Raw genomic sequence first — 17,062 nt, forward strand, 5'->3', positions numbered from 1 at the left:
GAAAGGACGCCATGGCGATCGAGTTCCGCTCCGTCTCGAAGCGGTTCGCCGACGGCACGCTCGCCGTCGACGATTTCAGTCTTGTGATCCCCGCCCACCGCACGACGGTGCTCGTCGGTTCTTCGGGCTGCGGCAAGACGACTCTGCTGCGCATGATCAACCGGCTCGTCGAGCCCACGAGCGGCGAGATCACGATCGATGACGAGCCGATCAGGGATCGAGATGCCGTGCGTCTTCGTCGCGGCATCGGCTACGTCCTGCAGAACGCGGGCCTGCTCCCCCACTTCTCCGTCGTCGACAACATCGCGACCGTTCCGGTGCTGACGGGGGTCCGCCGTCGCCGCGCACGCGAACGCGCGCTCGAGCTGATGGACGTCGTGGGACTCGACCGGGCGCTCGCTGAGCGTTACCCGAGCCAGCTGTCGGGGGGCCAGCAGCAACGCGTCGGGGTCGCGCGCGCTCTCGCCGTCGATCCCAACATCCTGCTGATGGACGAGCCGTTCGGTGCGGTCGATCCCATCGTGCGCCGAGAACTGCAGGTCGAGACGTCGCGCCTGCAGCGCGAGCTCGACAAGACGATCGTCTTCGTGACGCACGACATCGACGAGGCCTTCCTGCTGGGCGATCAGGTGGTGATCCTCGAAAAGGGCGCGCGGATCGCTCAGCAGGGCAGCCCGAGCGAGATCATCGAAAACCCCGCGAGCGACTTCGTGGCCGACTTCATCGGCGTCCAGCGCGGCGCGCGAGCCCTGCGCACCAAGCGCACGTCGCGGGGCATCGTGCTCGTCGACGCCGCTGGGCGCACGCAGGGCGTGCTCGTGGATGACCCCGTGGCAGAGGGGCCGCCGTGACCTGGGTGATCGACAACCTCGATCTCGTCGGGCGGCTGACGGTCGACCACCTGCGGCAGAGCATCATCGCGATCGTCGCCGGCAGCCTTCTGTCACTCCCCCTCGGGTGGCTCGCTTTCCGGTACACGCGGCTGCGGGGTCTCGTGCTCACGGCGGTGTCGCTGCTCTACACGATCCCGTCGTTCGCCCTCTTCGCCGTACTCGCGGCGGTGTTCGGGGTGCCCATGCTGTCCGAGACGAACCTCATCGTGGCGCTGACGATCTATGCCGTCGCGATCATGACGCGGTCGGTCACCGAGGGGCTGGCCTCGGTCGATCCCACGACGCGCAGCGCGTCGGTCGCCCTCGGGTTCGGCGCCTGGCGCCGGTTCTGGACGGTCGATGTGCCGCTGGCGGGCCCCGTCTTCCTCGCTGGTCTGCGGGTCACCGCGGTGTCCACGATCTCCCTCGCGGCGGTCGGCATCCTGATCGGCGTCATCAATCTCGGCTACCTCTTCACCAACGGTGCGCAGCGCCGTATCATCCCCGAAGCCGTCGTCGGCGTCGTCGCGGTCGTCGTGATCGCACTCGTCATCGACGTGCTGCTCCTGCTGCTCGGGCGAGCGCTCATGCCGTGGACGCGTCGTGCCGTGACGCGCCCGGCGGCGACGAAGCAGGTGATCGCCGTATGAACCTGTTCGTCGACGCCTTCGCGTGGATCTTCTCCCCCGACCGGCTGACCGGGTCACTCCCCCTGCCGACCGCGATCGCGCAGCATCTCGGCTTCACCCTCGTCTCCGTGCTCATTGCGGCAGCCATCGCCATCCCCGCGGGCTGGGCGATCGGGCATACGGGGCGGGGTCGCGAGATCGCGGTGTTCCTCTCGGGCGGAGCACGCGCCCTGCCCTCGCTCGGGCTCGTCGTGCTGCTGTGGCTGCTGCTCGGCGTCACGTTCAAGACCGAGGCCGCGATCGTGGCGTTCGTCGTGCTGGCGATCCCCTCGATCCTCGCGGGCGCCTATGCCGGCATCGAGGCGATCGACCGGACGATCATCGACGCCGGCCGCGCGATGGGCATGACGCCCTGGCAGGTGCTGTGGAAGATCGAGGTGCCGCTCGGTCTCGCGCTGCTCATCGGCGGGCTGCGCTCTGCGACGCTCCAAGTCGTCGCGACCGTCACGATCGCGACCTACATCGGCCTCGGAGGCCTCGGCTTCTACATCCTGCAGGGCATCCCCCTGCAGCGCTTCGACCAGATCCTCGGGGCGTCGCTCGTCGTCGTCGCACTTGCTCTCGTGCTCGATGCCGTCTTCGCTCTGCTCGCCCATTTCGTCGTACCCCGCACGACCCTGTCCACCCGCCTCACCCCGCGGGCGTCTGCCACGGTGACCGCGCTCGCCCCCGCACCCTGAACCACACCCCAGGAGGAACCCATGCTCTCTGCACGTACCCGCGCCGCGCTCGCCCTCGGCGCCGCCACGCTCACCGCCGTCGCCCTGGTCGGCTGCGCCTCGAACGACCCGCTCAGCGGCGACACCGCGGACACGACCGACACCGGTGACAGCTCGACGATCGTGATCGGCTCGCAGGCGTACTACTCGAACGAGATCATCGCCGAGATCTACGCGCAGGCACTCGAAGACGCCGGCTTCGACGTCGAGCGCCAGTTCAGCATCGGCCAGCGCGACGCGTACATGCCGTCGCTCGAGGATGGCTCGATCGACCTCTTCCCCGAGTACACCGGCAACCTGCTGCAGTACTTCGATGACACCGCGACCGTGACGACGACCGACGAGGTCTATGCCGCCCTGCAGGACGCCCTGCCCGAGAGTCTCACCGTGCTCGACCAGTCCCCCGCGACCGACCAGGACTCCTACAACGTCACGGCTGCGTTCGCGGCGGACAACGGTCTCACCGCGATCGCCGATCTCGCCGGAGTCGAGGGGCTCATCCTCGGCGGCGCACCCGAGCTCGAGGAGCGTCCGTACGGTCCGAGCGGGCTGTCCGAGGTCTACGACGTCGACGTGCAGTTCCAGGCGACGGGTGACACGACCGTCGACGAGCTGGTCGCCGGCAACATCCAGGTGGCCAACGTCTACAGCGCCGACCCGCGCATCGAGACCGACGAGCTCGTGACGCTCGAAGACCCCGAAGGGCTGTTCCTCGCGTCGCACGTCGTGCCCGTCGCGAACGTCGACATCGCTGACGAGATCGCCGACATCATCAACGCCGTGAGCGCAGCCCTCACCCCCGAGGCGCTCGTGGCGCTCAACGTCGAATCGACCGTCGACCAGCGGTCCACCTCTGACATCGCGGCGGACTGGCTCGCCGCTCAGGGTCTCGTCTGAGCTCGCCTTGACCTCTCGGGCGGCAGCTAACCCGCCCCGCTCGAGAGGTCAAGGGGTTGTCGCTTCGGGGCATCCGGCGGATGCTGGAAGAATCGACCCCCTCAGCGGGTCGGCCCACGCCCCGAGGAGCACACATGAGCATGTCCACCCCGCCGCTGCCGGGCACCCCGAGCGTGCCCGAGCCGATGCCTCCCCACCCCGATGAGCCCCTCGCACCCACTCCCGACGAACCACTTGCGCCGACTCCCGACGAGCCGCGCATCTCGGCGACCACGCTTCCCGGCGGGGCCTGACGCAACACGACGCTCGACCGTCTCGGTCGTCATCCCGGTCAAGGACGACGCGCGCGAGCTCGCGCGCTGCCTGCGAGCGCTCGAGGCGCAGTCCCGACGCCCCGACGAGATCCTCGTCGTCGACAACGGCTCGACGGACGATTCCGCGGAGGTCGCCCGGGCGGCGGGGGCACGGGTGATCTCGTGCGCTCAGCCTGGTATCCCCGCGGCGGCCGCCTACGGCTACGACCACGCCTCGGGCGACATCGTGCTGCGCCTCGACGCGGACTGCCTGCCGTCGACGAGCTGGGTCGCCACGATGGCCGATGCGTTCGCGGCACGGCCCGACATCGCCGCGTTCACCGGCGGCGCGCGCTTCATCGACGGACCACCCCGGCTGCGTGCTCCACTGGCCGCCGCTTATCTCGGCGCCTACGCCGCCGTGCTGACACCGACGCTCGGGCACCTGCCCCTGTTCGGCTCGAACCTGGGCTTTCGGCGCGGTGTGTGGCGCAGCATCTGCTCGTCTGTTCATCGCACGGACGCCGAGCTTCACGATGATCTGGACTTCGCGTACCACGTGGGCGAGCGCTACCGCATCGGCTACCTACCCGGCGCCCGAATGGGCATGTCGATGCGCCCGTTCTCGAGCGGTCGTTCCTTCGCGCGGCGGCTGCGGCGCGGCTTTCGCACGGTGCTGGCGCACTGGCCGGCCGACTTCCCGCCCGTACGCTGGGTGAAGATTGTCCTGTACCGACTCGGCATCGCCCGGATCCGTCGACGACCGTGAGGAGGCCCGCATGACCGAGTCGCTCATCGGCGCCGTCGCGGCACCTGACCTGCACGTCATGTCCTTCAACGTCCGGCGTCGGCTCGGCGCGCTGGCCTGGCGCCGCGCCGATCGCTGGTCGGTGCGCAGGCCTCTCGTCGAGCAAATGCTGGACAGCGAGCGCCCCACTCTGCTCGGCGTTCAAGAGGCCCTCCCCGATCAAGCCGCCGCGATCGGCGCGGCCCTCGGGGCGCACTACCGCTTCATCGGGCAGGGGCGTCAGGCCGGTGGCCGTGGAGAGGGGTGCCCTCTGTTCTATGATTCGCGGCGCCTCGAGCTGCTCGACAGCGCGCAAGAGGCCCTGTCGTCAACGCCCTCGGTCGCCGGGTCTCGGTCACGAGGCGCCCTGGCTCCCCGCGTACTGGTGCAGGCGACGCTGCGCGACCGTGCAACCGGTGCGCAGTTCGTTGCCGTCAACACGCACCTCGACCCCCTGTCGCGGTCATCCCGTCTGAAAGCTGTCCGCCGCATCCGGCACGTCGTGCGCGCGGCCGCCCTTCCCGCGATCGCGACGGGCGATCTCAACGCGTCGCATGATTCGCCGGCGGCGCACGCGCTGCTGGCCCAGGGATCGCTGCGCGATACGTGGACCGCCGCCGCCGAGCGTCTGACACCCGCGTGGGGCACGTTCGCGAACTACCGACGCCCGCGATCCGGCGGCGCCCGGATCGACATGGTCGCCGTCACCCCCGGAGTGGAGGTCGCCCAGGTCGGCATTCGTGCGCTCACCATCGACGGCGGTTGGCCGTCGGATCATCTCCCCGTCCAAGCCCGTGTGCGAATCGAGTCGACGGCATGATCGAGAACTTCCTGCGCCCGCCCCAGAGCCTCGGCGACATCATCGCCGACGCCGTGCGCGTCATCGGGGTGCTGAGTGTCATCATCGCCGCCATCTGGTTCTCGCCCACCGATGCCGGCATCCTCGCCCTCGCCCTGCCGGCGCTGCTCGTCCCGCGGTTCGTCGGCGTGCGCGCGTGGTTCGACATCACCTACGGCGTCACGGTGCTCGTGGCCGCCTGGAGCAATGTCCTCGACCTCTACCGCACGATCACGTGGTGGGACATCCCCGCCCACGTCATCGGCACGGCCGTCCTCGCCGCGATGGCCTATCTCGGACTCGCTCGACTGCGCGTCGTGCCCGCGCCCGGAGGCCCGGGGTTCACGGCACGCGTGCCCATCGTCTTGGTGACGGTGATCGGGCTCGCCGCGAGCGCCATCTGGGAGATGATCGAATGGGCCGGCTACGAGTTAGTGACCGATGACATCTTCGTCGAATACGTCGACACGATCGGAGACATGGCCGCCGGCGGCCTCGGCGCATTCTGTGCGGGCCTGGTCCTCGCCGGAGTGCGGCTGGACCGCGAGTCCGCCGAGCCCCGCGAGGTCACCCGTCGACGCCCGAGGGCACGGCGCTCGGAGCGAGCCCGGGGGTGAGCGACTCGCGCTCGTCGAAGACGAAGCAGTCGCCGTCCCAGTGCTCGCCTCCCACGTGCTCGAAATAGCCCAGGATGCCGCCGTCGAGCTGCCGCGCGTCGACTCCCTGCTCCCGCAGGTAGATCGCCGCTTTCTCGCAACGGATGCCGCCGGTGCAGAAGCTCACGACCGTTTTGTCCTGCAGGTCCCCGCGCGCTCGCGCCGCAGCGTCCGGAAACTGGGTGAACCGCTCGATGCGCCAATCGAGGGCGCCGCGGAACGTGCCGTAGTCGACCTCGAAGGCGTTGCGGGTGTCGAGCAGCACGACCTCGCGGCCCTCGTCGTCGTGACCCGCGTCGAGCCAGCGCCGCAGCGTCTGCGGTGAGACGGCAGGCGCGCGACCGTCGGCGGGACGGATCGTGGGGTGGTCCATCCGGATGATCTCGCGCTTGACTTTGACGAGCATCTTGCCGAAGGGCTGATCCGACGACCAGCTCTCCTTCGTCTCGAGTGAGGCGAACCGCTCGTCGAGCCGGAGCTCGTCGACGAAAGCACGCACGGCCCCCGCATCGCCGGCGAGGAAGACGTTGATCCCCTCCTCGGCCAACAGGATGGTGCCCTTGAGCCCTGCGCCGAGGGCGCGATCGCGCAGCACGACGCGCAGCGCGCCGGGGTCGTCGATTCTCGTGAAGAGATACGCGGAGATGTTCAGAACGGATGCCACGGCGTCCAGCCTACGAGGCGCGCCTGTCAGCAGCCTCTCGTGATGGTCTGGGGGGCGGCGGCCACGGGCACAGCGGCGAGGCGTTCGGGGTGGGTGTAGACGTTCATGGTGTCGCCGCGCACGAAGCCCGCGAGTGTCAGCCCCGACGCGGCGGCGAGTTCGACGGCCAGCGAGGATGGCGCGGAGACGGCGGAGAGGATCGGAATCCCGGCCATGACGGCCTTCTGCACGAGTTCGAAGCTCGCCCGACCCGAAACCTGCAGCACCGTGCCGCGCAACGGCAGCCGGTCATTGAGCAGCCCCCAGCCGATGACCTTGTCGACGGCGTTGTGACGGCCGACGTCTTCGCGGAGCACGAGCATCTCGCCGGATTCCGCGTGGAAGAGCGCGGCGGCATGCAGGCCACCGGTCTTGTCGAACACGGACTGCTGCTCACGCAGCCGATCGGGAAAGGCCACGACATCAGCGGGCGAAACCGTCGTGCGGTCGGTCGCGAGGTCGTACGACGACACGGTCTCGACGGCATCGATCGACGCCTTGCCGCAAATGCCGCAGGAGCTCGTCGTGTAGAACGCGCGGGCAACGTCGGGCGAGGGCGGCGCGACGCCCGGCGCCAGAGTGATGTCGAGCACGTTGTAGGTGCTCTCACTGGCCGTGCGCGCCTCCGGGCCTGCCGACGCGACGCCGCAGTGGATCGCCGAGCGGAACTCGTCGCCCCGCGAGATGACGCCTTCGGACACGAGGAACCCGCCGGCGAGCTCGACGTCGCTGCCGGGGGTGCGCATCGTGACGGCGAGCGCCATGCCCGCGACGCGGATCTCGAGGGGCTCCTCGACCGCGAGTGTGTCGGGTCGCCGACGCACGGTCGTCCCCTCTGCGGTCACTCTGATCCGCGTGACCGGTCGCCGCGCCGTGATCCGCCCCATGGCGTCATGCTAGCCGCGACGACCGGACCGGAGGCCGCGTCGTTCGTTTCGCCCCGCGGCCGTCAGCCGCCGATCGCGTTCATGCCGCGCGCAGGCTGCAGGAACGACGGGTCGTTGATCGCGTGGCCGGGGAGCTTGCCCCGCACGCACGCGCGCAGCATCCGATCGATGTCGGTTTCAGCGTCGACCGCGTCCCGCCGAAGAGCCGGCACCAGGTCGTACTCTGTCGTCGAGAAGAGGCAGTTGCGCAGCTGACCGTCGGCGGTGAGGCGCAGCCGGTCGCAGTCCCCGCAGAACGGGGCCGTGACCGAGGCGATGACGCCGACGGAGTGCGTGGAACCATCGAGTATCCACTGCTCGGCCGGAGCGCCGCCGCGGCCGGGCAGCGGGGTGAGTGTCCACCGCTCAGCGAGGCGGTCGAGGATCTCGGCGCGCGTCACCATGCGCGAGCGATCCCACGTGTGGCCGGCGTCGAGCGGCATCTGCTCGATGAAGCGCATCTGCGCGTCGTGCGCGATCGCGAACTCGACGAGATCGACGAGTTCGTCGTCGTTGACATCGCGCATCGCGACGGCATTGATCTTGAGCGGCCGCAGCGCCGATTGCTGCGCCGCGGCGACGCCGGCCAGCACGTCGTCGAGCCGGTCGCGGCGCGTCAGTTCGCGGAATCGGTCGGCGCGCAGCGTGTCGAGTGAGATGTTCAGCCGCGCGAGCCCCGCGGCCCGCAGTGCGGGAAGCACATCCGCCAGACGGATGCCGTTCGTCGTCATCGCGACATGCACGGGCTGGCCCGCGTGCGTACGCAGAGCCGCGAGCCTGCCCACGATGTCGACGATGTCCGCACGCAGCAGCGGTTCGCCGCCGGTGAGCCGGAACGTCGAAATGCCCGCCGCCGCCGCGACGCGAGCGACCCGGAGGATCTCGTCCGTGGTGAGGATGCTCGATCTCGCGAGCCATTCGTTGCCCTGCTCGGGCATGCAGTACGTGCAGCGCAGCGAGCAGCGGTCGGTGAGCGAGATGCGCAGATCCCGGTGGACACGACCGTGCGTGTCCGTGAGCGGCCCGGCATCCGGGTGGTCGGCCGGTGCACCGGCGTGCGGCATCCGCATGCCGATCGCCACCGGCACCGCGGTCATTCGCGCACCTTTGCCACCCGCTGGGCCATACGCCGAGGATAAACCCCTCACCGCCCGCGCGGGGTCGCCCCCGTCGCTCTCCTACCGGCAGGGTCTTGCCGCGGATCGTGCCGTAAGAAGTGGCTTTCCTTCACGTAGAGCCATAATCCCGGGGGTTTACCCGCCAGATCCCCGGGGAGCGGCGGAAAGGTGGGCGACAGTGGAGGAACGCTTCGCCCCTCTGGAGGATTTCATGCACGCTGCTGAGACGCACGATTCCGACGCTTCCGACTTTCTCGCCGTGCCGGTCTGGTACGACCGTCACCCCTCGCAGGCCGAGGGCGAAGACTTCTAAGGCTTCGCCGGCCCGCTAGATCAGACGCACCGCGCCAGGTGCGACACGGACCACGATGTCGCTGCCGGACGCGAGTCCCCGCGCGATCGCCTCATCCGCGGACACGTCGATCGAGATATCGGGGTCTTTCACACGCACGCGAACGCCGCCGGGTGTGTGCTCGAGCCGCGCGATGCGCGCCGACCACACCCCTGCACCCGCTCGCGCGTCGGGACTGACGAGATGCGCGCGCGACGGTGCGAAGACCGCCGTCGCGGGACCATCGGGCGCTGATACCGGGAGCTCGAGCGTCCCCGCGACGAACCGTCCGGCGTGCACCGCTCCGACCACGCGGTTGACTCCCGCCACAGCGGCGGTGAACCGTGTGCCAGGTGCCCCGAGGACATCGCGCACCGCGCCCGACTGGCTCACGGTGCCACCTTCGAGCACCACGAGTCGTGCCGCGAGCGCGACGGCGTCGACGGCGTCGTGCGTCGCGATGACGGCCGTCGTCCGGGTCTCGGCGAGCTGGTCGTGCAGGAGTGCACGGATCTCAGCCGCCGTCTCGGGATCGAGCGACGTGAGCGGCTCGTCGAGCAGGAGCGCCGCCGGCCGCGTCGCCAACGCACGCGCGAGTGCCACGCGCTGCTGCTGACCGCCCGACAACTGCCCCGGACGCCGCGCGCCCAACCCGTCGAGGCCGACACGCGCCAGCCACTCATCGGCCTCGGCCCGCGCGACGGCGGCTGAGACACCCTGCGCGCGCCGGCCGAACGCGATGTTCCCCTGTGCGCTCAGGTGCGGAAACAGACGCGGGTCCTGCCCGAGAAGCACGACGCGTCGCTGCGCGGGAGTGACGTGCGTCCGAGGCCGGGGCGCGGCCTCCAGCACCCGAGTACCCAGCACGACGCGACCCGCGTCGAGCCCCACGAGACCCGCGAGGACCCCGAGAAGGGTCGACTTTCCCGCGCCACTGGGCCCCATGAGGGCAACCACCTCGCCCGGAGCCGCCGACACGTGCGCGTCGAGACGGAACCCCGGCCGTTCGACGATGACGCGCGCGTTCAGCGCCTCGCCCGTCATCGGGGGGCCTCCACTCGCCACGCGCGCACGAGCAGGAGCACACCGACCGCCGTGACGAGCAGCAGCAGCGACAGCGCGACGGCCGTGCCCTGTGACACACCCGCGCCGTTGAACGCGGAGTAGATGGCGAGCGGCATCGTCTGCGTCACGCCCGGAGCGTTCCCGGCGAACAGTGCCGTCGCGCCGAATTCGCCGATCGCGCGAGCGAAGCACAGCACGATCCCCGCCACGAGCCCGGGGGCTGCGAGCGGCAGGGTCACGCGCGCGAGGATCGTCCACCGGCTCGCACCGAGCGCGGCGGCCGTCTGCTCGTACCCGACGCCCCTCGTGCGCAACGACCCCTCGAGCGCGAGCACGAGGAAGGGCAGTGCGACGAACACCTGCGCGAGCACGACGGCACCGGTCGTGAACGGCACACGCACTCCCCACTCGTCGAGGAGCCCGCCGAGCCGGCTCGTGCGACCGAGGAGGAACAGCAGCGCGACACCGCCGACCATCGGGGGAAGGACGAGCGGCACGGTGACGACAGCGCGAAGGAGGGCTGCCGTGCGCCGGCCCGCCCGCGCGATGACGAGCGCGAGGGGCACCCCCAGCACGATGCACACGGCGGTCGCGATGAGTCCGGTGAGCATCGACAGCCCGAGCGCCGACCGCGCTTCGGACGATGTGACGTCGTTCCATAGGGTCGACCACTCGACGCGCAGCACGAGCGCACCCAGCGGCAGCACGAGCAGCGCGATCCCGACGAGCGCGGGGACGGCGAGCACCCGGGGCACGAACCCGCCCGCATCGCGGTGATGAGTCACGGTGATCCGAAGCCGAGATCGGCGAGCACGGCGCGTCCGTGGCTGCTCGACAGGAACGCGACGAATGCCGCCGCGGCGGCGGGGTTGGCGGCATCGGTCAGCGCGGCCACCGGGTAGCGGTTGACGACGTCGTCGGCCCCCTCGGCGCGGACCGTCTCGACGGCGGTGACCCAGCGCACGTCGGTCGCGTAGACGAGTCCCGCGTCGGCTTCGCCGAGGGCGACCTTGGCGAGCACCGCCGTGACGCTCTGTTCGAGACTCGCCGGGGCGACCGCGACGCCGGCGTTGCCGAGAAGTGCCCCGGACGCCGCTCCGCACGGCACGTCGGGAGCGCAGAGGACGACTGTGCGGCCGGGATCGCCGAGACTCTGCAGGCCCGTCACGTCGCCCGGGTTGCCGGCCGGGACCGCGATGACGAGGGTGTTCGAGGCGAAGTTCTGCGCGCTCACGGCGAGGTCGCCGATCGCGGCCATGGTGTGCTCGTCTGCCGAGGCGAACACGTCGGCGGGCGCTCCTTCGATGATCTGCGTCGCGAGCGCGCTCGACCCGTCGTAGACGACCGGAAGAACCTCGAGCGACGGGTGCTCGTCCGCGAAGCGCTCCGCGAGCTCGTCGAACGCCTCATCGAGCGAGGCCGCGGCGTAGATCCTGAGCTGGCCCGTCAGGTCTGCGCGGGGCGTGGACTGCGCGGCGTCGTCTGAGACAGCGCCGGCGACCGCGCACCCCGTCAGCAGCCCGAGGGCCACGGCGGCGGTGATGAGGCCGCGGACGACGCGCACGCGAGCCACGTCAGTCCTTCGGGGTTTCGACGATGACCGTCGTCGCCTTGACGACGGCGACCGCGAGAGAGCCCGGCTCGAGAGCGAGCTCGCGCACCGCCTCGGCCGAGAGCAGCGACACGACACGGTGGGGACCGGCCTGGATGTCGACCTGCGCCATGACACCGTCGACCTGCACGCGCGTGACGAGACCGACGAATCTGTTGCGGGCGCTCGAGAGCACGTCGGTGGGGTCGGATGCCGCACGGGCAAGCTCGACGGCGTGTGCCGCGAGTGCATCACCCGGGATCCGCGCGGGGGTGTCCCCCGTCGTCGGCAGCGTGTCGGCGTCGACCCAACGCCGCACGGTGTCGTCACTCACGCCCAGAAGACGTGCCGCTTCAGAGATGCGAAAAGTGTCCACGAGGCGACCGTACCACCGCAGGTGCGGAGCCAGATGGTCGTTTACTCCGTGCCTGCGGTACGAACCCCGGCCTACTGTGCGAGGACTTCGGCGTCAGGCTTCTCCGTCCGCATGGGATCTGCGGTGCGAGCCCGACGCGAAGACGTTCAGCCCGAGCACGCGGGACAGGTAGGCCGTCGCGGCCTGGCCGCGGACGCTGTTCCCGGCGGGGTCCAGCGGCGGCGAGTAGGCGCCGATGCCGACCTTGCCGGGTGCGATGGCGACGAGGCCGCCCGAGACACCGGACTTGCCGGGCAGTCCGATCTCGAACAGCCACTCCCCGGACCTCTCATAGAGCCCGCTGGCCGCGAGCGCCGCGAGCGTGTCGCGGCTCGCCGCCGCCGAGACGACCCGTTCGCCCGTGATCGGGTTCACGCCGCCGTCCGCGAGGGTCGCGGCCATGACCGCCAGGTCGTGCGCGTCGACGAGCACGGAGCACTGGCGCGTATAGACCTCGACGACGTCGAACGGGTCGCACGAGATGCGTCCATAGCTTTCGAGCAACTGAGCGATCGCCCGGTTGCGATGATTCGTCGCGCGTTCGGAGCGATAGACCTCGTCGTCGACGACGAGCGGGCGGCCCGCGAAGCGGGACAGCCCGCTGAGGATATGCGCCCACTTCTCGTCGCCGTTCGCCCCCGGCATCATGGCCGTCGTCGCTATGGCGCCGGCGTTGACCATGGGATTGCCCGGATGGCCCTCTCTGAGCTCGATCGCAAGGAGGGAGTCGAAGGCGCCGCCGGTGTTGTTCACCCCGACGGCATCCAGCGCCTCGTCGTGGCCGAGCTCTTCGCACAGCAGGGCGTAGACGAAGGCCTTCGAGATGGACTGGATCGAGAAAGCCGTGCGGGTGTCGCCCTCTTCGTGGGATCCGCCGTCGACATCGACGACGCACAGCCCGAAACTCTCCGGGTCGGCCTCGGCGAGCGTGGGGATGTAATCGGCCAGCTCCCCGCCATCGTGGGCGCGTGCTCGCGCGTATGCTGCGGCGAGCGCGTCGTCGATGCGCTCACGCGGGGGCACCACGCCGGTGTCGGCGACCTGTTCGATATCGGTGATATCCAGTTCGCTGTCTCGCACGGTTCGACACTAGGCGACACACACGGCCGCACCCGAAGCCGACCTGCCCGCGCGGATGCGCCGTAGCCTGGCCTCTATGGCGATCCCTCCCCTCGTCGAACCGATCGACGCACTCGATGACGCCGAGGCGTCGCGCACGGCGAGGCACCGCGTGCTCGTCGGCTTCGGTGACGTCGGGCAGAGACGACTCGCAGCGGCTCACGTCGCCGTCGTCGGCGCGGGCGGCCTCGGCTCTGCCATTCTGCTCGCCCTCGCGGGGGCCGGGGTGGGCGCGATCACGATCATCGACGACGACATCGTGGAGGCATCCAATCTGCAGCGGCAGACCATGCACCGCGTCATCGACGTCGGCGCACCGAAGGTGGATTCGGCCGTCCGTGTGGCGGCTGACCTGTCTCCGGCGACGCACGTGCGTGCCGTCCGCGAACGGCTGACGCCTGACAACGCCGCTGTCCTCCTCGCCGGAGCGCACGTCGTGGTCGACGGCACCGACACGTTCGGCACGCGCGAAGCCGTCGCCGCGGCATGCGAAGAGCTCGGCGTGCCCCTCGTGTGGGGCGTCGTACAGGAGTTCCACGCCCAGGTGACGGTCTTCTGGTCCCACCCGCCCGCGGGGATCACCCCGGTGCTGCTGGCCGACCTCTATCCGCCGGCATCGATGGGCGACGTGCCGTCGTGCGCACAGGTGGGCGTTCTGGCACCACTGTGCGCGCAGACGGGGAGCCTCATGGCGACCGAGACCGTCAAGCTGCTGACGGGCGTGGGTGAACCGTTGCTCGGTCGCGTCGCCGTCATCGACGCGCTGCGCGGTCGCGTCGATGAAGTGGCGCTCCGCGGTGGAGGACGCCACCCCGTGGAAGCCCCCGACGTCCGTGCCGCCGCGCCCTCCGTCCCCGCACGCATCCCACAAGTGGATCCCACCGAAGCGGCGTCGGCCCGGGATTCGGGAGCAACGCTCGTCGACGTGCGCGAGCCGCACGAGACCGCGACGGGCATCATCGACGGGAGCCTCCAGATCCCCCTTGGGAGGCTCCTCGCCGACCCGGCGCTCGCGGGACCGGGCCCGGTCGTCGTCGTCTGCCAGGCCGGCGTGCGTGCGCAGCGCGCCGCGCAGGCTCTCGTCGCGGCGGGGATCGACGCGTCGGTGCTCGCGGGCGGGATGGACGCGTGGAACCGCGCACGGGGTGAGTCGGAGTGAGGGAGCTCGCGTCCGTTGCCGAGCACCTGGAGCGCGTGCTCGCGGCAGTGACGCCGGTCGAGACCGAGACGCTTCCCGTGGCGCGCGCACACGGTTCGGTGCTGCGCTCCCCCGTACACGCCGCCGTCGACATCCCGGTCTTCGACAACTCCGCGATGGACGGCTTCGCGGTGCGCCACGACGACGTCGCCGGCGCGACGAGGGGTACCCCCGTCGCACTGCGCGTCGTCGCCGATCTTCCCGCCGGAACCGCTCTGGATCCCCCGCTGGGGCCGGGCGAGGCCGCACGCATCATGACGGGCTCCCCCGTTCCGACGGATGCCTCCGCGATCGTGCCGTTCGAGGACACCGAGGGCGGACTCGAGCACTCCCTCGGCGAGATCTCCGTGCTGGCCGCGCCCAAGGGGGTCGGGGCGCACATCCGTCGCCGCGGCGAAGACGCCGTCGCGGGCGATCAGCTGCTTCCCGCAGGACTGCGCGTCGGAGCGCTGCAGGCGGCCGCCGCGGCTGCAGCAGGGGTCGCGGCGGTCACCGTGAGCCGACGCCCCCGCGTCGGGGTCGTCTCGACCGGCTCCGAGCTCGTCGCACCCGGCACGGTGCTCGCCCGCGGACAGATCCCCGAGTCCAACAGTGAGCTGCTCGCAGGGCTCGCGGCCGAGGCCGGTGCACAGGTCGTGCTGCGCACGAGCGTGTCCGATGACGGCGATGGTCCGCGACGCGCGATCGCCGCCGCCGAGGCCCTCGGCGCCGACCTCGTCGTCTTCTCGGGCGGTGTGAGTGCGGGGGCGTACGAGGTCGTCAAGAACACGCTGGGCGATGTCATGACGTTCACGAAGCTCGCGATGCAGCCGGGCAAGCCTCAGGGTTTCGGCCGCACCCCCTCGAACGTCCTGCTGTTCGGCCTTCCCGGCAACCCCGTGAGCGCCGCCGTGTCGTTCGAGGCGTTCGTCCGGCCCGCACTGCTGGCCCTGCAGGGCGCGACCGATCTCACGCGCCCCGTCATCACGCTGCCCGCGGCGAGCGGATGGCGGACGCCCCCCGGGCGCACGCAGTACCTTCCCGTCGCGATCGACCGCGGGGATCCGAGGGCGTGGCGTGCCGTGCCGGTGACACGCGGTGGCTCGCACCTCGCCGGCGGCCTCGGCCGCGCAGAGGCCTACGCCGTGATCCCGGCCGACGTCGCGGCGGTCGAAGCCGGAGATCTCGTCGATGTCATGCTGATCTCATGAGCTTCACGCACCTGGATGCCGCGGGCCGCGCCCGCATGGTCGATGTCACCGAGAAGCAGCCGACCGTCCGCTCCGCGACGGCCCGCGGGTTCGTCCGGTGCGCGGCGCACGTCGTCGCCGCCCTGCGCGACGGCTCGGTCCCCAAGGGCGACGTGCTCGCCGTGGCGCGGATCTCCGGCATCGGCGCCGCCAAGCGCACTCCCGATCTGCTGCCCCTCGCCCATGTCATCGGCGTGCACGGCGCGACGGTCGACCTCGACATCGCCGACGACGGCGTCGCGATCGAGGCCACCGTGCGTACGGCCGACCGCACCGGCGTCGAGATGGAAGCGCTCACGGCGGTCACGGTCGCCGCGCTCGCGATCGTCGACATGGTGAAGGCCCTCGACAAGGGCACGTCGATCGACGCTGTGCGCATCGTGCGCAAGACCGGCGGCAAGAGCGGTGACTGGGTGCGCGCGGGCGAAGAATGACCGGCTCGGAACGGCCCCCGGCCCGTGACCGCGAGCCGCGGGCCGGCGGCCAGAGACCGCCGCTCTCGGTGGGTGCCGTGCTGCTCGCCGGCGGGCGCGCATCGCGCGTGGGCGGTGCGGTGAAGCCCCTGTTCGACGTGGGCGGTCGCACGCTCCTCGCCACCGCCGTCGACGCCGTGCGCGCGATCGGTGCCGACCCCGTCACGATCGTCGCCCCAGTGCTCGATGCCGATCTCGCCGTCGCCTGGGTGCGCGAGACCCCCCCCTTCGGCGGACCCGCGGCCGCCATCATCGCGGCGCTCGCCACCTGGCCGGCGCACCACGATCCCGAGTGGACCGTGCTGCTGGCGTGCGATCTCCCCTCCGCCCACGCGGCGGTGCATCGGCTCGTGGCCGACATGATGCTCCTCCCCGCCGACATCGACGGCGTGTGCCTCGCGGACACCTCATCACGCCCGCAGTGGCTCATCGGCATCTACCGCACGACGAGGCTGCGCGCGGCGGCATCCGACCTCGCCGACCGCGGACGCGACGCACCCGTCCGCGCGCTCATCGACGGGCTCGCCCTCGCGGTCATCTCCGTGGATGATGCCCTCACCCGCGACGTGGATACGTGGGAGGATCTTGCCCGAGCCCGATCCGAGCACCGGCCGACCGAGGAGGCACCGTGAGCGATTCCCGCAGTCTTCCCCCCGAGGCCCTCGACGAGTGGGCGGCGGCCCTGCGCGAGCGCTTCGATCTGGCACCCGAAGACCTTCCGATCTCGCTCATCCTCGATCTCGCGCGCGACGTCGCCGTCGGTGTCGCGCGGCCTGCCGCTCCGTTCAGCGCGTTCGTCGCGGGACTCGTCGCGGGCCGCGCGGGCGGCACCCCCGAGGACACCCGCGCCGCCGTCGAGACCATCACGGCCCTCGCCGCGGACTGGACGGCGTGATGGCACGCGTCCGCTACTTCGCCGCCGCCGAGGAGATGGCCGGTCGCGCCGAAGAAACCCGCGTCGAGACGACTCTCGGCGACCTGCGCACGGCGCTCGCGCATGAGCGGCCCGGACTCGGTGGCATCCTGCCCCGCTGCGCCGTGCTCGTCGGCGGTGTCCGCGTGGGCGATGACACTCCGCTCGGCGCCGACGACCTCGTCGACGTCCTGCCGCCGTTCGCGGGCGGCTGACGGGGCACGGCGCGA

General features: G+C 70.9%; 22 protein-coding genes. 14 read left to right on the forward strand and 8 right to left on the reverse strand.

The annotated features are described in order from the left end of the window. Positions 1 to 11 precede the first annotated feature (11 nt). The 8 genes from AC25YV_RS03625 to AC25YV_RS03660 all read left to right on the forward strand — a co-directional run bounded on the left by AC25YV_RS03625 (position 12) and on the right by AC25YV_RS03660 (position 5,712). On the forward strand, positions 12 to 851 hold the full coding sequence (locus AC25YV_RS03625; protein WP_488122478.1) for an ABC transporter ATP-binding protein: 840 nt from the start codon (positions 12 to 14) through the stop codon (positions 849 to 851). Beyond that, positions 848 to 1,522 (forward strand): ABC transporter permease, encoded by a 675-nt coding sequence (locus AC25YV_RS03630; protein ID WP_488122479.1) that lies wholly within the window; start codon positions 848 to 850, stop codon positions 1,520 to 1,522. The genes AC25YV_RS03625 and AC25YV_RS03630 overlap by 4 nt, the downstream gene beginning before the upstream one ends. Continuing rightward, positions 1,519 to 2,241, forward strand: a complete 723-nt coding sequence (locus AC25YV_RS03635) for an ABC transporter permease (RefSeq protein WP_488122480.1) — start codon at positions 1,519 to 1,521, stop codon at positions 2,239 to 2,241. The genes AC25YV_RS03630 and AC25YV_RS03635 overlap by 4 nt, the downstream gene beginning before the upstream one ends. 21 nt (positions 2,242 to 2,262) lie before the next feature. After that, positions 2,263 to 3,177 carry an ABC transporter substrate-binding protein gene (locus tag AC25YV_RS03640; RefSeq protein ID WP_488122481.1) on the forward strand — a complete coding sequence of 305 codons (915 nt, stop codon included), beginning with the start codon at positions 2,263 to 2,265 and terminating at the stop codon, positions 3,175 to 3,177. 134 nt (positions 3,178 to 3,311) lie between these two features. Further along, a complete protein-coding gene (locus AC25YV_RS03645) occupies positions 3,312 to 3,470 on the forward strand; it encodes a hypothetical protein (protein ID WP_488122482.1) in 159 nt (52 codons plus the stop codon). After that, on the forward strand, positions 3,412 to 4,239 hold the full coding sequence (locus tag AC25YV_RS03650) for a glycosyltransferase family 2 protein (protein ID WP_488122483.1): 828 nt from the start codon (positions 3,412 to 3,414) through the stop codon (positions 4,237 to 4,239). Before AC25YV_RS03645 ends, AC25YV_RS03650 begins: the two co-directional genes overlap by 59 nt. Positions 4,240 to 4,249: 10 nt before the next feature. After that, positions 4,250 to 5,077, forward strand: coding sequence for an endonuclease/exonuclease/phosphatase family protein (locus tag AC25YV_RS03655; RefSeq protein ID WP_488122484.1), 828 nt, complete (start codon positions 4,250 to 4,252; stop codon positions 5,075 to 5,077). Further along, a complete protein-coding gene (locus AC25YV_RS03660; RefSeq protein WP_488122485.1) occupies positions 5,074 to 5,712 on the forward strand; it encodes a DUF2238 domain-containing protein in 639 nt (212 codons plus the stop codon). Before AC25YV_RS03655 ends, AC25YV_RS03660 begins: the two co-directional genes overlap by 4 nt. On the opposite strand, the gene AC25YV_RS03665 is transcribed toward AC25YV_RS03660, so the two are convergent. The 8 genes from AC25YV_RS03665 to glsA all read right to left on the reverse strand — a co-directional run bounded on the left by AC25YV_RS03665 (position 5,663) and on the right by glsA (position 12,980). Beyond that, on the reverse strand, positions 5,663 to 6,415 hold the full coding sequence (locus tag AC25YV_RS03665; RefSeq protein ID WP_488122486.1) for a sulfurtransferase: 753 nt from the start codon (positions 6,413 to 6,415) through the stop codon (positions 5,663 to 5,665). The genes AC25YV_RS03660 and AC25YV_RS03665 overlap by 50 nt on opposite strands. 26 nt (positions 6,416 to 6,441) lie before the next feature. Beyond that, positions 6,442 to 7,341, reverse strand: coding sequence for a formate dehydrogenase accessory sulfurtransferase FdhD (gene fdhD / locus AC25YV_RS03670; protein ID WP_488122487.1), 900 nt, complete (start codon positions 7,339 to 7,341; stop codon positions 6,442 to 6,444). Positions 7,342 to 7,403: 62 nt separating this feature from the next. Beyond that, complete coding sequence (gene moaA / locus AC25YV_RS03675; protein ID WP_488122488.1) at positions 7,404 to 8,477, reverse strand: GTP 3',8-cyclase MoaA; 1,074 nt, start codon at positions 8,475 to 8,477, stop codon at positions 7,404 to 7,406. Positions 8,478 to 8,826: 349 nt separating this feature from the next. Next, positions 8,827 to 9,873 carry a sulfate/molybdate ABC transporter ATP-binding protein gene (locus tag AC25YV_RS03680; RefSeq protein WP_488122489.1) on the reverse strand — a complete coding sequence of 349 codons (1,047 nt, stop codon included), beginning with the start codon at positions 9,871 to 9,873 and terminating at the stop codon, positions 8,827 to 8,829. Continuing rightward, on the reverse strand, positions 9,870 to 10,679 hold the full coding sequence (locus AC25YV_RS03685) for an ABC transporter permease (protein WP_488122490.1): 810 nt from the start codon (positions 10,677 to 10,679) through the stop codon (positions 9,870 to 9,872). The genes AC25YV_RS03680 and AC25YV_RS03685 overlap by 4 nt, the downstream gene beginning before the upstream one ends. Beyond that, complete coding sequence (gene modA / locus AC25YV_RS03690) at positions 10,676 to 11,467, reverse strand: molybdate ABC transporter substrate-binding protein (protein ID WP_488122491.1); 792 nt, start codon at positions 11,465 to 11,467, stop codon at positions 10,676 to 10,678. The genes AC25YV_RS03685 and modA overlap by 4 nt, the downstream gene beginning before the upstream one ends. 1 nt (position 11,468) lies before the next feature. Then, positions 11,469 to 11,861 (reverse strand): TOBE domain-containing protein, encoded by a 393-nt coding sequence (locus AC25YV_RS03695; protein ID WP_488122492.1) that lies wholly within the window; start codon positions 11,859 to 11,861, stop codon positions 11,469 to 11,471. A 93-nt stretch (positions 11,862 to 11,954) separates the two neighbouring features. Beyond that, the gene (gene glsA / locus AC25YV_RS03700; RefSeq protein WP_488122493.1) at positions 11,955 to 12,980 is read right to left on the reverse strand and encodes a glutaminase A; all 1,026 of its coding nucleotides are present in this window, start codon (positions 12,978 to 12,980) and stop codon (positions 11,955 to 11,957) included. A 76-nt stretch (positions 12,981 to 13,056) separates the two neighbouring features. On the opposite strand from glsA, the gene AC25YV_RS03705 reads away from it, so the two are divergent. The 6 genes from AC25YV_RS03705 to AC25YV_RS03730 are packed head-to-tail and all read left to right on the forward strand — an operon-like array spanning position 13,057 to position 17,047. After that, on the forward strand, positions 13,057 to 14,178 hold the full coding sequence (locus tag AC25YV_RS03705; protein WP_488122494.1) for a ThiF family adenylyltransferase: 1,122 nt from the start codon (positions 13,057 to 13,059) through the stop codon (positions 14,176 to 14,178). Next, positions 14,175 to 15,407: a molybdopterin molybdotransferase MoeA gene (locus AC25YV_RS03710; protein WP_488122495.1), complete on the forward strand. Its 1,233-nt coding sequence runs from the start codon at positions 14,175 to 14,177 to the stop codon at positions 15,405 to 15,407. Before AC25YV_RS03705 ends, AC25YV_RS03710 begins: the two co-directional genes overlap by 4 nt. Then, on the forward strand, positions 15,404 to 15,880 hold the full coding sequence (gene moaC / locus AC25YV_RS03715; protein WP_488122496.1) for a cyclic pyranopterin monophosphate synthase MoaC: 477 nt from the start codon (positions 15,404 to 15,406) through the stop codon (positions 15,878 to 15,880). Before AC25YV_RS03710 ends, moaC begins: the two co-directional genes overlap by 4 nt. Beyond that, on the forward strand, positions 15,877 to 16,551 hold the full coding sequence (gene mobA / locus AC25YV_RS03720) for a molybdenum cofactor guanylyltransferase (RefSeq protein WP_488122497.1): 675 nt from the start codon (positions 15,877 to 15,879) through the stop codon (positions 16,549 to 16,551). Before moaC ends, mobA begins: the two co-directional genes overlap by 4 nt. Next, entirely contained in the window at positions 16,548 to 16,814 is a 267-nt protein-coding gene (locus AC25YV_RS03725; RefSeq protein WP_488122498.1) for a DUF6457 domain-containing protein, read from the forward strand. The genes mobA and AC25YV_RS03725 overlap by 4 nt, the downstream gene beginning before the upstream one ends. Next, entirely contained in the window at positions 16,814 to 17,047 is a 234-nt protein-coding gene (locus AC25YV_RS03730; RefSeq protein ID WP_488122499.1) for a MoaD/ThiS family protein, read from the forward strand. Before AC25YV_RS03725 ends, AC25YV_RS03730 begins: the two co-directional genes overlap by 1 nt. The last annotated feature ends 15 nt before the right edge of the window (positions 17,048 to 17,062 follow it).

Source organism: Microbacterium sp. Y832, from assembly GCF_057669765.1.

Bases quoted from the DNA above. Each gene is read 5' to 3' on its own strand.
- fdhD (WP_488122487.1), bottom strand. From the start codon at position 7,341: ATGGGGCGGATCACGGCGCGGCGACCGGTCACGCGGATCAGAGTGACC.
- AC25YV_RS03655 (WP_488122484.1), top strand. From the start codon at position 4,250: ATGACCGAGTCGCTCATCGGCGCCGTCGCGGCACCTGACCTGCACGTC.
- AC25YV_RS03680 (WP_488122489.1), bottom strand. From the start codon at position 9,873: ATGACGGGCGAGGCGCTGAACGCGCGCGTCATCGTCGAACGGCCGGGG.
- mobA (WP_488122497.1), top strand. From the start codon at position 15,877: ATGACCGGCTCGGAACGGCCCCCGGCCCGTGACCGCGAGCCGCGGGCC.
- AC25YV_RS03705 (WP_488122494.1), top strand. From the start codon at position 13,057: ATGGCGATCCCTCCCCTCGTCGAACCGATCGACGCACTCGATGACGCC.
- AC25YV_RS03635 (WP_488122480.1), top strand. From the start codon at position 1,519: ATGAACCTGTTCGTCGACGCCTTCGCGTGGATCTTCTCCCCCGACCGG.
- AC25YV_RS03645 (WP_488122482.1), top strand. From the start codon at position 3,312: ATGAGCATGTCCACCCCGCCGCTGCCGGGCACCCCGAGCGTGCCCGAG.
- AC25YV_RS03640 (WP_488122481.1), top strand. From the start codon at position 2,263: ATGCTCTCTGCACGTACCCGCGCCGCGCTCGCCCTCGGCGCCGCCACG.
- moaC (WP_488122496.1), top strand. From the start codon at position 15,404: ATGAGCTTCACGCACCTGGATGCCGCGGGCCGCGCCCGCATGGTCGAT.
- AC25YV_RS03660 (WP_488122485.1), top strand. From the start codon at position 5,074: ATGATCGAGAACTTCCTGCGCCCGCCCCAGAGCCTCGGCGACATCATC.
- AC25YV_RS03625 (WP_488122478.1), top strand. From the start codon at position 12: ATGGCGATCGAGTTCCGCTCCGTCTCGAAGCGGTTCGCCGACGGCACG.
- AC25YV_RS03730 (WP_488122499.1), top strand. From the start codon at position 16,814: ATGGCACGCGTCCGCTACTTCGCCGCCGCCGAGGAGATGGCCGGTCGC.
- moaA (WP_488122488.1), bottom strand. From the start codon at position 8,477: ATGACCGCGGTGCCGGTGGCGATCGGCATGCGGATGCCGCACGCCGGT.